Origin of the sequence: Streptomyces sp. NPDC088553, assembly GCF_044752965.1 — a bacterium.
Lineage (GTDB): Bacteria > Actinomycetota > Actinomycetes > Streptomycetales > Streptomycetaceae > Streptomyces.
Window position 1 is genome coordinate 16,675 of record NZ_JBIVMG010000016.1, and the last position, 14,518, is coordinate 31,192.

Annotated in this window: 13 protein-coding genes; 7 read left to right on the forward strand and 6 right to left on the reverse strand. The window is 73.7% G+C overall.

Going from position 1 to position 14,518, the window contains the following annotated elements:
* Positions 1-30: 30 nt before the first annotated feature.
* Positions 31-414 (forward strand): helix-turn-helix domain-containing protein, encoded by a 384-nt coding sequence (locus ACIP8Z_RS36005; RefSeq protein WP_030326330.1) that lies wholly within the window; start codon positions 31-33, stop codon positions 412-414.
* Between the two features lie 237 nt (positions 415-651).
* A complete protein-coding gene (locus ACIP8Z_RS36010) occupies positions 652-921 on the forward strand; it encodes a hypothetical protein (protein WP_319320317.1) in 270 nt (89 codons plus the stop codon).
* On the opposite strand, the gene ACIP8Z_RS36015 is transcribed toward ACIP8Z_RS36010, so the two are convergent.
* The 3 genes from ACIP8Z_RS36015 to ACIP8Z_RS36025 form a co-directional block, all read right to left on the reverse strand.
* Complete coding sequence (locus ACIP8Z_RS36015) at positions 869-1,639, reverse strand: SDR family NAD(P)-dependent oxidoreductase (protein ID WP_402090939.1); 771 nt, start codon at positions 1,637-1,639, stop codon at positions 869-871. The genes ACIP8Z_RS36010 and ACIP8Z_RS36015 overlap by 53 nt on opposite strands.
* Before the next feature lie 32 nt (positions 1,640-1,671).
* On the reverse strand, positions 1,672-2,514 hold the full coding sequence (locus tag ACIP8Z_RS36020; RefSeq protein ID WP_402090941.1) for a DNA-formamidopyrimidine glycosylase family protein: 843 nt from the start codon (positions 2,512-2,514) through the stop codon (positions 1,672-1,674).
* Between the two features lie 132 nt (positions 2,515-2,646).
* The gene (locus ACIP8Z_RS36025; RefSeq protein WP_402090943.1) at positions 2,647-7,296 is read right to left on the reverse strand and encodes a DEAD/DEAH box helicase; all 4,650 of its coding nucleotides are present in this window, start codon (positions 7,294-7,296) and stop codon (positions 2,647-2,649) included.
* 111 nt (positions 7,297-7,407) lie between these two features.
* Here ACIP8Z_RS36025 and ACIP8Z_RS36030 point away from each other — a divergent pair, with 111 nt between their 5' ends.
* From ACIP8Z_RS36030 to ACIP8Z_RS36040, 3 genes are read left to right on the forward strand one after another with little or no spacing between them, the layout of a single operon-like run.
* On the forward strand, positions 7,408-8,253 hold the full coding sequence (locus tag ACIP8Z_RS36030; protein ID WP_402090945.1) for an AraC family transcriptional regulator: 846 nt from the start codon (positions 7,408-7,410) through the stop codon (positions 8,251-8,253).
* Positions 8,254-8,263: 10 nt separating this feature from the next.
* Entirely contained in the window at positions 8,264-9,004 is a 741-nt protein-coding gene (locus ACIP8Z_RS36035) for an AzlC family ABC transporter permease (protein ID WP_402090947.1), read from the forward strand.
* Positions 9,001-9,309 carry an AzlD domain-containing protein gene (locus ACIP8Z_RS36040; RefSeq protein WP_055601382.1) on the forward strand — a complete coding sequence of 103 codons (309 nt, stop codon included), beginning with the start codon at positions 9,001-9,003 and terminating at the stop codon, positions 9,307-9,309. Before ACIP8Z_RS36035 ends, ACIP8Z_RS36040 begins: the two co-directional genes overlap by 4 nt.
* A gap of 135 nt (positions 9,310-9,444) precedes the next feature.
* Here ACIP8Z_RS36040 and ACIP8Z_RS36045 read toward each other — a convergent pair whose 3' ends face one another.
* Complete coding sequence (locus tag ACIP8Z_RS36045; RefSeq protein ID WP_402090949.1) at positions 9,445-10,374, reverse strand: hypothetical protein; 930 nt, start codon at positions 10,372-10,374, stop codon at positions 9,445-9,447.
* Between the two features lie 79 nt (positions 10,375-10,453).
* On the opposite strand from ACIP8Z_RS36045, the gene ACIP8Z_RS36050 reads away from it, so the two are divergent.
* Together ACIP8Z_RS36050 and ACIP8Z_RS36055 are read left to right on the forward strand one after the other, a co-directional pair.
* Positions 10,454-10,648 carry a DUF3046 domain-containing protein gene (locus ACIP8Z_RS36050; protein WP_383583212.1) on the forward strand — a complete coding sequence of 65 codons (195 nt, stop codon included), beginning with the start codon at positions 10,454-10,456 and terminating at the stop codon, positions 10,646-10,648.
* Positions 10,649-10,988: 340 nt separating this feature from the next.
* A complete protein-coding gene (locus tag ACIP8Z_RS36055) occupies positions 10,989-12,176 on the forward strand; it encodes an AI-2E family transporter (RefSeq protein ID WP_402091154.1) in 1,188 nt (395 codons plus the stop codon).
* Positions 12,177-12,207: 31 nt separating this feature from the next.
* Here ACIP8Z_RS36055 and ACIP8Z_RS36060 read toward each other — a convergent pair whose 3' ends face one another.
* Positions 12,208-12,987 (reverse strand): cytochrome d ubiquinol oxidase subunit II, encoded by a 780-nt coding sequence (locus ACIP8Z_RS36060; RefSeq protein ID WP_402090951.1) that lies wholly within the window; start codon positions 12,985-12,987, stop codon positions 12,208-12,210.
* 48 nt (positions 12,988-13,035) lie between these two features.
* Positions 13,036-14,376: a cytochrome ubiquinol oxidase subunit I gene (locus ACIP8Z_RS36065; protein ID WP_402090953.1), complete on the reverse strand. Its 1,341-nt coding sequence runs from the start codon at positions 14,374-14,376 to the stop codon at positions 13,036-13,038.
* Positions 14,377-14,518: the final 142 nt, after the last annotated feature.

A 14,518-nucleotide genomic window follows, 5' to 3' on the forward strand; every position in this document is an offset into this window, starting at 1 on the left:
CGGCTACGCGGTCCGAGGAGGGAGCCACCGATGATTCTGCTCCGTCGCCTGTTGGGTGACGTGCTGCGTCGGCAGCGCCAGCGCCAAGGCCGTACTCTGCGCGAAGTCTCCTCGTCCGCCCGAGTCTCGCTCGGCTATCTCTCCGAGGTGGAGCGGGGGCAGAAGGAGGCTTCCTCCGAGCTGCTCTCCGCGATCTGCGACGCGCTGGACGTACGGATGTCCGAGCTCATGCGTGAAGTGAGCGACGAGCTGTCACTGGCCGAACTGGCCGAGTCGGCAGCGGCGAGCGAACCGGTGCCGACGCCGGTACGCCCGATGCTCAATTCGGTGTCGGTGACGTCGGTGGGCCGTGTGCCCACCGAGCGGGTGACCATCAAGGCGCCCGCGGAAGCGGTGGACGTCGTCGCCGCCTAGTCATCGCCGTACGAAGCGATACGGGGTCGAGCCCCGGTCGGTGTCCCTTCGGGGGCACCGACCGGGGCTTTTCTCTTGCTTCCGCGATGCGGGGCGAATTGTCTGAGATGCCGGGTTCCGGTGCCTCGTGCCATGGTGGGGGGAACGTACGACTGGGCCGTGTGCGCCGGGTTTGCCTCCGGTGCGCCCTCCCGCAGGGTGATCCTGCCGGTCTAGCGTCGACGGCAGGAGGCGGCCATGGTACGGCGACGGATGCCGCCGGCGACGCTCGCGCTGGTCGCGATCGGGCTGGTGGCCGGGGGGCTCTGGTGGTGGGCGGTGCTGCGCCTGCTCCTGGTGCCGGGGGAGGCCGGCACGGTCGAGGGCGCGGTGGCCGCGGGCGGCTGGGGGCTGAGTCTGCTGCCGGTGCACGTGGCCGCCTCTTCGGGACGGCCGGGCGTCCTCGCCCGGCGGGTCACCAGGGCATCGCGACGCCGCCGTTGGGGCGCAGGATCTGGCCTGTCGTGAACGCGGACGCGTCGGACGCGAGGTGCAGGACGGCGTGCGCGATGTCCTCGGCCTCCCCGACCCGGCCCAGCGGTGAATGGCGGATCATCGCGGCTTCCGCCTGCTCCTGGGCGGCCGGCTCGTGGCGGTCCGTCATGGGGGTGCGGATCCAGCCGGGGGCGACCGCGTTGACCCGGATGCCGTGCCGGCCCGCCTCCGTCGCCAGCGTCTTCGTCAGCTGGACGACGGCCGCCTTGGTGACGCTGTAGCAGAGCAGGCCGGGGCTCGCGGTGTCCATCGCGCCCGAGGCCATCGTGACGATCGAGCCGGGGACGCCGGCCGCGATCATCGAGCGGGCCGCCTCCTGGCAGGCGTACAGCACGCCCTTGAAATTGACGGCGAGGACGCGGTCCAGGTCCTCGTCGCGGGTCTCCAGGACCGAGCTCGTGTGCATGATCCCGGCGACGGCGGCCATGACGTGGAGGGGGCCGGCCGCGCGGACGGCGGCGGCGAGGGCGGCGCGGTCGGTGACGTCCAGGAGGTGCGCGTGCGCGGTGCCGCCTTCGCGGGCGATGAGGGCGACCGTCTCCTTGAGGCCGGGCTCGTCGCGGTCCGCGCAGTGCACGGTGGCGCCGGCCTGGGCGAGGAGGACGGCGGTGGCGCGGCCTATGCCGCTGGCGGCGCCGGTGACGAAGGCGGTGCGGTGGGTGAGGTCGTAGGCGGGGAGGGTCGTCGTCATGCTCGGACCGTACGACCGGATCTGACGGGCCGTCAATTGGATGGAGCGGGAGGACCGGATGGATCTCGTGCCGGAGGGGCGTCGGTGGGGCCGCGTTGGCAGTCGGGGCACCAGTACGTGACCCGGTCGCCGAGTTCCGCCTTGCGGATCGGGGCGCCGCAGCGGAGGCAGGGGTGGCCGGCGCGGCCGTAGACGTGCAGCCGGGTGCCCGGGCGGCGGGCGGTCGTCGTGCGGCGGTCGGGGCGGTCCTTGTTCGCGTCCAGGAGACGGTGAGCGGTCGCGACCAGGCGGGCGGGGACGTCGGGGGCGAGGTCGCCGACCGGGAGCCAGGGCGTCACGCCGGCCAGGAAGGCCAGCTCCGACTTGTACACATTGCCGATGCCGGCCAGGTTCCGCTGGTCGAGCAGGGCCTCGCCGAGAGCGCGGGTGGGGTCAGCCGTCAGCCGGCGGGTCGCCTCCTCGGCGGCCGTCGCTCCCCAGTCGGGGGCCAGCAGGTCGGGGCCCAGGTGGCCCACCGCGTCCGGCTCGTCCGCGGTGCGGAGGAGTTCCAGGACCGGGAGGCGGTAGCCGTACGCGGTGTGGTCGGCGTTTCCGAGGATCGCGCGGATCTGGTGGTCCGGGCCGCCGTGCGGGCGCGCCCCGGTCGCGTACACGCGCCAGGCGCCGTCCATCCGCAGATGGGAGTGGAGGGTGAGGCCGCCCTCGATGCGGGCGAGGAGGTGCTTGCCGCGGGGGGTGACGTCGAGGAGCGTGCGGCCGGTCAGGTCGGCGGTGGCGAAACGGGGGACTCGGAGGTCCGCGCGCGTCAGTGGCCGGCCTGCCAGGGCGGTGTGGAGGCGGTGGGCGGTCTGCCAGACGGTGTCTCCTTCGGGCACGGTTCCATGATGCCGGGTGGGTGGGGTCTTGTGCGGGTGCGGGTGCGGGTGCGGGTGCGGGTGCGGTGCCGGTGTGGGTGTGGGTGGCTTTGTGGGTGGCCGTGCTTCGCCGTGCTCGGGTGCGGGTGCCGCCTAGGCGCGGAGGCGGAGGCCTCTGGGGGTGGCGACGAAGCCCGCTTGCTCCAGGGGGCCTGCCAGGGGGGACGTCAAGGACGTCGCCCCGTTGATGCGCTCCACCGTGACCGTGCCCAGGGTGCCCGCTTTCGCGGAGGTCGCCAGGGCTTCCGCCGCGGCCTTCAGAGCCGGGTCGTCCGGGTCCGTCGGCCAGGACAGGAGCGTCTTGCCGCCGCGCTCCATGTAGAGCGCGAGTTCGCCGTCGACCAGGACCACCAGGGCGCCCGCCTTGCGGCCCGGCTTGTGGCCGGCGCCCGTCGGGGGCTCGGGCCAGGACAGGGCCGCCCCGTAGGCGTTGGCCGGGTCCGCCGCCGCGAGGACCAGCGCGCGCGGGCCCGCCGCGGCCTCCGCGCCGCGGTCGCGGGCCGTCGCGGCGGCCCGGAGGCGGTCCACCGCTCCGTCCATCGCGAACTGGGCCGCGCCGAGACCCTCGACCACATAGCCGCGCCGGGCCTGCCCGCTGTCCTCGAAGGCGGCGAGGATCCGGTACGTGGCGGAGAAGCCGCCCTCCACGCCCTCGGCCGCCACCGCGCCCCGGGTGACCACGCCGTGCCGGTCGAGGAGGGTGCGGGCGAGTGCGTGCGCCCGGTGGGTCGGTTCCGGTTCCGGCGGGGGGAGCAGGGACCAGCGGCCGGAGACCGTGGGCGGGCCGGTGCGGGAGGCGGGCCGGGCGGCCGCGGTCAGCGTGCCGTACCGGCCGCGCGGGACCGTGCGGCGCGCGCGGTGGGCGGTGGAGCCCGCCGTGCGGCCCGAGCCGAGGAGCGCGCGCAGCGGGGCCAGGGTGTCGTTGGTCAGGCGGCCGGACCAGGCCAGGTCCCAGAGGGCGTCCGCCAGCTGCGGGTCGGTGGCGTCCGGGTGGGTGGTGGCCCGGATCTGGTCGGCGATCTGCCGGAAGAACAGGCCGTACCCGCCGGAGAGGGCCGTGAGCACCGACTCGTGCAGCGCGGACAGCTCCAGCGGATGCGGCTGCGGGAGGAGCAGCGGCGCCGCGTCCGCCAGGTACAGCGAGACCCAGCCGTCCTTGCCGGGCAGTGCCCCGGCTCCCGCCCAGACGACCTCGCCGGTGGTCGTCAGCTCGTCGAGGAGCGCCGGGGAGTAGTCGCGGACCCGGGACGGCAGGATCAGCTTCTCCAGGGCCGAGGCGGGCACGGGTGCGCCCTGGAGCTGCTCGATCGCACGGGCGAGGCCGTCGATGCCGCGCAGGCTGTTGCTCCCCAGGTGCTGCCACTGCGGCAGGAAGGTGGCGAGCGCCGCCGGGGGCACCGGCTCCAGCTCATGGCGCAGGGCGGCGAGGGAGCGGCGGCGCAGCCGGCGCAGGACGGTGGCGTCGCACCACTCCTGGCCGATGCCGGAGGGGTGGAACTCGCCCTGGACGACGCGGCCCGAGGCGGCGAGCCGCTGGAGGGCGCCGTCGGTGACGGCCGCGCCCAGGCCGAAGCGGGTGGCGGCCTGGGAGGAGGTGAACGGGCCGTGCGTCCGCGCGTACCGCGCGAGGAGGTCGCCCAGGGGGTCCTTGACCGGCTCGGTGAAGGCCTCCGGTACACCGACCGGCAGGGCCGTGCCCAGGGCGTCCCGGAGCCTGCCCGCGTCCTCGACGGCCGCCCAGTGCTCCCGGCCGCCGATCCGCACCCGGATCGCCCGGCGCGCCGCCCCGAGCTCGGCCGCCCAGCCCGCCTCGGCGCCGCGCTCGGCCAGCTCGGCGTCGGTCAGCGGGCCCAGGACCCGCAGCAGGTCGGCGACGCCCTCCACGTCCTTGATGCGGCGGTCGTCCGTCAGCCACTGGAGCTCCCGCTCCAGCTCCGTCAGGACATCGGCGTCGAGCAGCTCGCGCAGCTCCGCCTGCCCGAGCAGCTCGGCGAGCAGCCGGGAGTCCAGCGAGAGCGCGGCCGCCCGCCGCTCGGCGAGCGGGGAGTCGCCCTCGTACAGGAACTGCGCCACGTAGCCGAAGAGGAGCGAGCGGGCGAACGGGGACGGCTCGGGGGTGGTGACCTCGACCAGGCGGACCCGGCGGGCCTCGATGTCCCCCATCAGCTCCGTCAGACCGGGGAGGTCGAAGACGTCCTGGAGGCACTCGCGGACGGCCTCCAGGACGATCGGGAACGAGCCGAACTCGCTCGCCACCTGGAGGAGCTGGGCGGCGCGCTGGCGCTGCTGCCAGAGCGGGGTGCGCTTGCCGGGGTTGCGCTTGGGCAGCAGCAGGGCGCGCGCGGCGCACTCGCGGAACCGGGACGCGAACAGCGCGGAGCCGCCCACCTGGTCGGTGACGATCTGACCGATCTCGCCCTTGTCGAAGAGGGCGTCGGCCGCGCCGACGGGCGCCTTGTCGGCGTCGAACGTCGTGTCGAGGTGCCGTCCGGGGTCGACCGGTTCGTGGTCGAGGAGGTCCAGGCCCATGTCCAGGCCCATCAGGTCGGCGTCCGGGAGGCGCAGCACGATGCCGTCGTCCGCGTGCATCACCTGCGCGTCCATGCCGTACCGCTCGGCGAGCCGCGCGCCGAGCGCCAGCGCCCACGGGGCGTGCACCTGCGCGCCGAACGGCGAGTGGATGACGACCCGCCAGTCACCGAGCTCGTCCCGGAAGCGCTCGACCAGGATCGTTCGGTCGTCGGGCACATGGCCGCAGGCCTCGCGCTGCTCCTTGAGGTACGCCAGGACGTTCTCCGCGGCCCAGGCGTCCAGGCCGGCGGCGAGCAGCCGCAGCCGCCCGTCCTCGTCCGAGAGGGCGCCGACCTCACGGAGGAACGCGCCCACCGCCCGGCCCAGTTCGAGCGGGCGGCCCAGCTGGTCGCCCTTCCAGAACGGCAGCCTGCCCGGCACCCCGGGCGCCGGCGTGACGAGCACCCGGTCCCGGGTGATGTCCTGGATCCGCCACGAGGTGGTGCCGAGGGTGAACACGTCGCCGACCCGGGACTCGTACACCATCTCCTCGTCGAGCTCGCCGACCCTGCCCCCGCCCTTCTTGGGGTCCGAGCCGACGAGGAACACCCCGAAGAGACCCCGGTCGGGGATCGTGCCGCCCGAGGTGACGGCGAGCCGCTGCGCGCCCGGCCGCCCCGTGACCGTGCCGGCGACCCGGTCCCAGACCACGCGCGGGCGCAGCTCGGCGAAGGCGTCCGACGGATAGCGGCCGGCGAGCATGTCGAGCACGCCCGTGAACGCCGACTCGGGCAGCGAGGCGAACGGCGCCGCCCGGCGCACCAGGGCGAGCAGGTCGTCCACCTGCCAGGTGTCGAGCGCGACGATGGCCACCAGCTGCTGGGCCAGGACGTCCAGCGGGTTGGCGGGGATCCGCATCGACTCGATCGCGCCCGTGCGCATCCGCTCGGTGACCACGGCCGCCTGCACGAGGTCGCCCCGGTACTTGGGGAAGACCACGCCCGTCGACACTGCGCCGACCTGGTGCCCGGCGCGGCCCACGCGCTGGAGCCCGGAGGCCACCGAGGGCGGCGACTCGACCTGCACGACCAGGTCGACCGCGCCCATGTCGATGCCCAGCTCCAGGCTGGAGGTGGCCACCACGGCGGGCAGCCGGCCCGCCTTCAGGTCCTCCTCCACCTGGGCCCGCTGCTCCTTCGACACCGAGCCGTGGTGGGCGCGGGCGAGCAGCGGCGGGGCGCCCTGGGCCGCGCCGGACTGAGCCATGATCTCCGCCGGGGGAGCCCCATCGGGGAGGGGTTCGCCGGTCGCCCGCTCGTACGCGATCTCGTTGAGCCGGTTGCACAGGCGCTCGGCGAGCCGGCGGGAGTTGGCGAAGACGATCGTGGACCGGTGGGCCTGGACGAGGTCGGCGATCCGCTCCTCGACGTGCGGCCAGATCGACGGCTTGTCGCCGCCGTCCTTGCCTTCGGAGGCGGGGGAGCCGCCCAGCTCGCCCATGTCCTCGACGGGGACGACGACGGAGAGGTCGAACTCCTTGCCCGAGGGCGGCTGCACGATCTCCACCGCGCGCCCCGGCGACAGGTACCGGGCCACCTCGTCCACCGGGCGGACCGTGGCCGACAGGCCGATCCGGCGCGCGGGGCGGGGCAGCAGCTCGTCGAGCCGCTCCAGGGAGAGGGCCAGGTGCGCGCCCCGCTTGGTGCCCGCGACCGCGTGGACCTCGTCCAGGATGACCGTCTCCACGCCCGCGAGGGCCTCGCGGGCGGCGGAGGTCAGCATCAGGAACAGCGACTCGGGCGTGGTGATCAGGATGTCCGGCGGCCGGGTCGCGAGCGACCGGCGCTCGGCCGGCGGGGTGTCACCGGAGCGGATGCCGACCCGGATGTCCGGCTCGGGAAGCCCGAGCCGCACCGACTCCTGCCGGATTCCGGTCAGCGGCGAGCGCAGGTTCCGCTCGACGTCCACGGCGAGGGCCTTGAGCGGCGACACGTACAGCACACGGCAGCGCTTCTTCGGCTCGGCCGGCGGCGGTGCGGAGGCGAGCCGGTCGAGGGAGGCGAGGAAGGCGGCCAGGGTCTTGCCCGAGCCGGTCGGAGCGACGACGAGCACGTCGGTGCCCGCCCCGATGGCGGTCCAGGCGCCCTCCTGCGCCGCCGTGGGCGCGGTGAAGGCCCCGGTGAACCAGCTGCGGGTCGCGGGGGAGAACGAGTCGAGCGCGGACCTGACCATGTCCCCCATCGTGCACCCCGGCACTGACAACCGCCCGGACCTGGGGATATCCGGACCCGGGTGTCCGCACGCGCCACGGCGGACCCCTCGGCCCTGCCGCAGAATGGAGACATGGCGAGTGGGGAGCGGGCACGGTACTGGCAGTACTCCGAGCTGCCCGGGGTCGACCTGCTGCACGCCCACTACATCCACAAGGCCTTCGCCCGCCACACCCACGAGACCTTCGTCTTCGCCGCGATCACCGAGGGCGTCGAGGCCTTCCACTACCGCGACGACCTCGTCCACGCCGGCCCCGGACAGATCGCCCTGGTGAACCCCGACACCCCGCACACCGGGCACGCGGGCGTGCCCGAGGGCTGGACGTACCGGACCATCTACCCCGACGCGGAGATCGTCCGGTCCATCGCCGCCGACACCCTCGCCCTGCGCGGCTCGGTCGGCTTCACCACGCCCGTCGTCGACGACCCGTACGCCGCCAGGCTCGTCGTCGGCGTCCACCGGGCCGCGGAGGAGGGCAACGCGCTCGCGGCCGACAGCCTGCTCCGGCTGGTCACCGCCCGCATGCTGCGCAGCCACGGCGGGATCGTCACCCCGCTCCCGCCCCGCTCGGCGGGCGCTCGGAACGCCGCACGCGCGCGTGCCGTCCTGGAGGACCGCATGATCGAGCCCCCGACCCTGGAGCGGCTCGCCTCGGACCTCGGCACCAGCCCCTTCGCCCTCCTCCGGGCCTTCCGGGACGCCTACGGGATGCCGCCGCACACCTGGCTGACCGACGCGCGCGTACGCCGGGCCAGACAGCTGCTCGACACGGGCACGCCGCCGGCGGAGGCGGCCGCGGCCGTCGGCTTCACCGACCAGTCGCACCTCAACCGGCATTTCACCCGCAGCGTCGGGGTGCCACCGGGGGCGTACCAGCGTGCAAGAACGTACAAGACCGGGCCGCCGGGGCTGCCGTAACGTCCCTGACGTGGCAGAACAGACAGCACCTCCCGTCATACGCGACGGCACACCGACCAAACCCGACGCGGCCGTCGTCCGCGACGCCCTCGGGGTCGGCGTCGCCGTCGGGCTCTCCGGCTTCGCCTTCGGCGTGACCTCGGCGGGCTCCGGCCTCAGCGTCCTGCAGACCTGCGTCCTCAGCCTGCTCGTCTTCACCGGCGCCTCGCAGTTCGCCCTGGTCGGAGCGCTCGCCGCCGGCGGCAACCCCTTCACGGCCGCCGCCGGGGCCTTCTTCCTGGGCACCAGGAACGCCTTCTACGGACTGCGGCTCTCCCAGCTCCTCGCCCTGCCGAAGGCCGTCAGGCCGTTCGCCGCGCACTGGGTGATCGACGAGACCACGGCCGTCTCCCTCGCGCAGCCGACCCGCCGGGCCGCCCGCATCGGCTTCACCGTCACCGGACTCACGCTGTACGTCCTGTGGAACGCCACCACCCTCCTCGGGGCGCTCGGCGCCGAGGCGATCGGCGACACCGCCGCCTGGGGGCTCGACGCGGCCGGACCCGCCGTCTTCCTGGCACTGCTCGCCCCCATGCTGAAGTCCGCGACCGAGCGGGCCACCGCCGGGATCGCCGTCCTGCTCGGCCTCGGGCTGCTGCCCGTGCTGCCCGCCGGCGTCCCTGTGCTCGCGGCGGCCCTCGCAGCGCCCCTGGTGCTCTGGTTCCAGGGCCGCCGGATGGACCCCGCCGGACGAGAGAAGGACTCCCGATGAACGTCTGGATCGCGATCGCCCTGACCGCCGCCGGGTGCTACCTGGTGAAGCTGGCCGGCCTGCTCGTACCCGCCGGAGCGCTGGAGCGCCCGCTCGTCCAGCGGCTCGCCGCCCTGCTTCCCGTGGCCCTGCTCGCCGCGCTCACCGCGCAGCAGACGTTCAGCACGGGCGGCACCGTCGTCCTGGACGCCCGCGCCGCCGGCCTCGCCGCGGCGGCGGTCGCCCTCGTCCTGCGGGCACCGTTCCTGGTCGTGGTGGGCGCGGCCGTCGCCGTCACGGCGGGGGTACGGGCGCTGGGCTGGTGACCTCCGGTCACAGGGCCTCCGCCGAGGTGACCTCTGATCGAGGGGCCTCCGCCCGGGGGGCGTGCTCGCACTGCCTCCCGAGGTCCCCTGCTCGCGCTGCCTCCCTGGGGCACGTGCTCGGACCGCCTCCCGAGGTCATTCGAGCGCGCGGCCGTGGGCGCGGAGGGTGCGGAGGGCTTCGACGGTGACGATCGGGCGGCATTCCAGAGCCGTTCCCGGGGCCCAGGCGCGCCAGCGGATCGGCCAGCCGCCGTCCTCCTCCTGGTCGGCGGCCAGCCGGTCGAGCGAGCGGGTCATCTCCTCCTCCGTGAACCAGCGGGTCGCCAGGGAGTCCGGCACGCGCGCGTAGTCGTGCGGAAAATGCCGCTCCCCCGGCGCGTAGCCGTCCGCCACCGGGTAGTCCTCCTCCCGGTCCGGGTCCAGTACGGCGAGCCGTTGCTCCCGGACCATGCGGCCGAGACGGTCGGCGGCCGCCTCCGCACGCGCGCGGTCCGGGGCCCCGTCGAGGAAGGCGACGGCCGCCTGTACCTCGTACGGATGGGACTTCTCCAGGGACTCCACCGCCGACCAGCAGAACTCGGTCGCCCGGAACAGCCACGCGTGCCAGACCTGGTTGCGGTGCAGCACCCCGACCACCGGGCCGGTCGTGAGCAGCGCGCTCGGCGGGGAGTCGACCACCGGGACGAACGGCGCGGACGGATAGGCGCGCTGCGACGGGTGGATCGCCGGGAGCGCGCCCTCGTGGGTGGAGACGTCCGTGAGATAGCGGCAGATCCGCTCCACGCGCAGGCCGCCGCAGCGGCCGATGGAGTCCAGCACGCGCAGCGCGTGCGCGGTGTGCAGGGGCTGGCTGACCGGCCCGCGGAGATCGGGTTCGAGCGCGTGGCCGTATCCGCCGTCCTCGTCGAGGTACGCCGAGAGGGCCGTCTCCACCTGATCCGCGCCACCGCGCAGGAAGTGGTAGGCGAACCGGCGCTGTTCCAGGACGCGGGCCGTCAGCCAGATGAAACGCTCGGCGCGGGCCAGGGGGGTCGCTGGCGGGGAGGAGAGTGGTTTTTCGGCCATGCTCCGACCGTAGGGCGGAAAGTCGCGGTGACAAGGGCTACGGAGCGGGCTGCACTCTTGGGAGCGTGATACTGGGGTCATGCGGTTGACGATTTTCTGGGAACGGATGGCGGACCACTTCGGTGCGTCGTACGCCGAGTCCTTCGCGCGCGACCATGTGATGGCCGAGCTCGGGGGCCGGACGGTGCACGAGGCGCTGGATGCGGGCTGGGAGACGAAGGACGTGTGGCGGGCCGTCTGCGCGGCCGTCGACGTACCCGCCGACAAGCAGTGACCGCCCTCGGTCACGGCAGGTGATCGAAGGGGATGTGGGGGGTCCGGGGTGGAATGTCCGTGCGGTGCGCGAGACTGGCGGGGTGGCTCCTCCGACTGACGACACCGACGGCACCGACGGCACCGATGACACCGGCGGCTCCGACCTGACCGCACCGACGGATTCGACCGCCCCGACCGCATCGGCTGGACCGACCGGACCGACTGGAGCGGCCGGGCCGGGCGTCTCTACCGGGTCGACCGGGTCGACCGAGACCGGTTCCGTCGTCTCCGCGGCGGCGCCGGGTGGCAGAGGCGACGACGGCGGCCCCGCGGCCGTGTCCGTCGCCGAGGCGGCCCGGATGCCGCGGTGGCTGCCCCGCGCGATCGTCCTGGCGCTCGCGCTCTACTCCGTCTTCCTCCTCGGCAGCTGGGCCTTCCACCAGCTCGTCGGTCTCCTCGTCAACATCCTGCTCGCCTTCTTCCTCGCCCTGGCCATCGAACCGGCGGTCGGGCGCATGGCGGCGCGCGGGATGCGCCGGGGGCTCGCCACCTTCCTCGTCTCCTTCGCCGTCCTGATCTTCAGCGTCGGCTTCGTCTTCCTCCTGGGGTCGATGCTCGCCGGCCAGATCGTGGACATGGTCGAGAACTTCCCCAAGTACCTCGACTCGCTGATCAACTGGATCAACCAGACCTTCCACACGGACCTGTCGCGGGTCGAGGTCCAGGACAGCGTCCTGAGCTCGGACTGGCTGCAGAAGTACGTCCAGAACAGCGCGTCCGGCGTTCTCGACGTCTCCGCCACCGTCCTCGGCGGCCTGTTCCGGCTGCTGACGATCTTCCTGTTCGCGTTCTACTTCGCGGCCGACGGGCCCCGGCTGCGGCGCGCGCTCTGCTCCGTCCTGCCGCCCGCCCGGCAGACCGAGGTGCTGCGGGCCTGGGAGATCGCGGTCGACAAGACCGGCGGCTATCTGTACTCGCGCGGACTCATGGCGCTCATCTCCGGTGTCGCGCACTTCGTGCTCTTCGAGATCCTCGGCGTGCCGTACGCGCCCGCGCTCGCGGTCTGGGTCGGCCTGGTCTCGCAGTTCATCCCGACCATCGGTACGTATCTGGCCGGCGCGCTGCCGATGCTGATCGCCTTCACCGTGAACCCCTGGTACGCGCTGTGGGTGCTCGGTTTCGTCGTGATCTACCAGCAGTTCGAGAACTACCTGCTCCAGCCGAAGCTCACGTCGAAGACGGTGGACATCCACCCGGCGGTCGCCTTCGGTTCGGTCATCGCGGGGACGGCGCTGCTCGGCGTCGTCGGCGCGCTGATCGCCATTCCGGCCGTCGCCACCCTCCAGGCCTTCCTCGGTGCCTATGTGAAGCGGTACGACGTGACGGACGACCCGCGCGTCCATGGCCACCGGAGGTACGGGGAGGCCGTGGTCGCGCGGCTGCAGAAGGCCCTTCACCACAAGAAGGAGAAGGAGAGGGAGGCGGCTGCCCGGGATCCTTCGGCCGAGGAGCCCGGGGCCCGGCGGTCCCGGCCCGAGGACTCCTGAGCCCGCGCCCCAGGGCCTCCTGAACCCGCGCTCACAGGTACGACGGCCCGGTGACCCGGTGCCGGAAGGTGTGCCAGATCCACGCCTGGACGGCCACGAGGAGCGGCGTGACGACCAGCAGGGTGGGGACGAGCAGGCCGAGTGTGGCGGGGGACGCCGCCCGCTCGGCCAGCGGCAGCGCGGTGCCCGCCCAGAGCGGCAGCCCGCCCATCAGGACCGCGGTGAGCGCGAAGGACTGCCAGGGGCGCCCGGCGCGTCCCACGAGCCTGCGGGCGCGCTCGTACGGCAGTCCCGTGAGCCGGAGCGTGGCGAAACCGAGCCCGTGCGCGGCGAACAGCGCGGCCACGGCGAGCGCGGTGAGGAGGGCCGTCGCGCCGGTCGCCGGCGTGTACGGCCGCCCGGTGAGCAGGGCCGCGAGCAGCCACCCCCAGGACAGCGCGACGGTCCAGCTCCCGCAGGTCACCGCCGCGTCGCAGGCCGCGCGCCAGCGTGGACCCGGACCGCGGCCGCGGGACCAGAGGCCCGCGTCGCGGACGATCCAGCCGGTCAGCAGGGCCACGAGGACCGGGAACTGGCCGCTCAGGAGCTCGCCTTCGAGCGCGGGGAAGCAGCCGACGAGGACGCCGGCGGTGGCCACGAGCCAGACCTCGTCGCCCAGGAAGAACGGGGCGAACGAGGCGAGGACCAGCCGCCGCTCACGGTCGTTCCGGCCGAGCCAGGGCGTGAGCATGCCGGTGCCGATGTCCGCCCCGGCGAGGACGAACCAGCCCGCCGCGAAGAAGGCGAGAAGGGCGATGGCCAGGGTCTCCACGGGGGCTCCTCGGGCTTTCCTGGGGGAGGGGAGGGGGTGACTGAGGGTTCAGTAGCGGGGGGCCGGGAGGGCGTCGGCCGGGTCGGGTGTTCCGCCTTCGCCGTCGTTCCCGCCCCCGTCTCCGTGCCCGCCCCCGTTCCCGTCCGCGGTGGGCCGCTCGTCGTGGCCGAGGCCGGCGTCGACCGGGCCCCGGCGGGCGTGGCGGGTGAGGAGCCAGGCGTTGAGGGCCACGAGCAGGACGAAGACCGTGGTGAAGACGGTGAGGGAGAGGCGCATGGTGCCAGGGGAGAGGTCCGAGACCGCGTCCTCCGTCTTCAGCAGTCCGTAGACCACCCAGGGCTGCCGACCGGACTCCCGGAACACCCAGCCGCTGATCATCGCGATGTACGGCAGCGGGACGGCCGCCATCAGGGCGAGATGCCACAGGCGGAACCGGAAGACGACCTTCCTGAAGGCGGCCAGGATCACCCCGGCGAAGCACAGGTACATCATCAGCGCGAAGCAGATCAGCATCACCAGCGCGCCGCCCCGGGTCCATGCCTCCGAGGGCACGTAGTCACCGGGCCCGAAACGTTCCGTCAGCTCTGCCTGGACCCGCGCGATCTCCGCGGTCTTCCCGCTGAACACGGCCGACTTCATCGGCTGGAAGGCATCGAGGACGGCGAGCTGCACCCCGCCGAAGACGGCGGTCACCATCAGCGCGGGCGCCGAGAGGAACACCCCGATCCGCAGGCTGCGGCCGAAGAACTCCCACTCCGGGCTGCGCCGGAACAGGTGGTACGCGCTCACCCCTGCCATGAAGAACCCCGCCGTGAGCAGCGCGCCGGCCACGATGTGACCGAAGGCGAGCAGCGCTGAGGGGTTGGTCAGCACCGCGACCGGGTCGTCGAGGACGAGCTCGCCGTTCTCGGAGTCGTACCCCACGGGGTGGTTGAGGAAGCCGTTGGAGACGAGGATCCAGTACGCCGAGACGTAGGCGGTCAGGACGACGATCCAGATCGCCGCCAGGTGGGCCCAGCGGTTGAGCCGGTTCCAGCCGAAGATCCACAGGCCGAGGAAGGTCGACTCGACGAAGAACGCCACGATCGTCTCGACGGCGAGCGAGGCCCCGAGGATGTTGCCCGCCTCGTGGGTGAGCCCGCTCCACGCCATGCCGAACTGGAACTCCATCACCAGACCGGTGACGATGCCGACCGCGTAGTTGATCACGTACAGCTGGCCCCAGAAACGCACCATGCGCGCGTCCAGCGGCTTCCGGCTGAACGTGGCCCGCGTCTGGAGCACGGCGACGACGGTCGCGAGCCCCAGGGTGAGGGCGACGAAGAGGAAGTGGCCGCCCGCCGTGAGGGCGAACTGCAGCCGCGCGAGATCGAGTACGTCCTGGTCCACCCGATGAGCGTCGGCGTACGGTCAGGGGCGTGGCGTCACCCCGGGGTGGACAGTGGCCGTACCCCAGCGGTTGTGCCTGCCCCCGCGCGCGTACCCCGTGAGTTGTGCCGAGCGGTTCCCGCCACCTAGAGGTCGGGACGTC

Excerpts from the sequence above, each read along its gene's own strand:
- ACIP8Z_RS36005 (WP_030326330.1), top strand. The coding sequence starts at position 31 with ATGATTCTGCTCCGTCGCCTGTTGGGTGACGTGCTGCGTCGGCAGCGC.
- ACIP8Z_RS36010 (WP_319320317.1), top strand. The coding sequence starts at position 652 with ATGGTACGGCGACGGATGCCGCCGGCGACGCTCGCGCTGGTCGCGATC.
- ACIP8Z_RS36015 (WP_402090939.1), bottom strand. The coding sequence starts at position 1,639 with ATGACGACGACCCTCCCCGCCTACGACCTCACCCACCGCACCGCCTTC.
- ACIP8Z_RS36025 (WP_402090943.1), bottom strand. The coding sequence starts at position 7,296 with ATGGTCAGGTCCGCGCTCGACTCGTTCTCCCCCGCGACCCGCAGCTGG.
- ACIP8Z_RS36030 (WP_402090945.1), top strand. The coding sequence starts at position 7,408 with ATGGCGAGTGGGGAGCGGGCACGGTACTGGCAGTACTCCGAGCTGCCC.
- ACIP8Z_RS36040 (WP_055601382.1), top strand. The coding sequence starts at position 9,001 with ATGAACGTCTGGATCGCGATCGCCCTGACCGCCGCCGGGTGCTACCTG.
- ACIP8Z_RS36045 (WP_402090949.1), bottom strand. The coding sequence starts at position 10,374 with ATGGCCGAAAAACCACTCTCCTCCCCGCCAGCGACCCCCCTGGCCCGC.
- ACIP8Z_RS36050 (WP_383583212.1), top strand. The coding sequence starts at position 10,454 with ATGCGGTTGACGATTTTCTGGGAACGGATGGCGGACCACTTCGGTGCG.
- ACIP8Z_RS36055 (WP_402091154.1), top strand. The coding sequence starts at position 10,989 with ATGCCGCGGTGGCTGCCCCGCGCGATCGTCCTGGCGCTCGCGCTCTAC.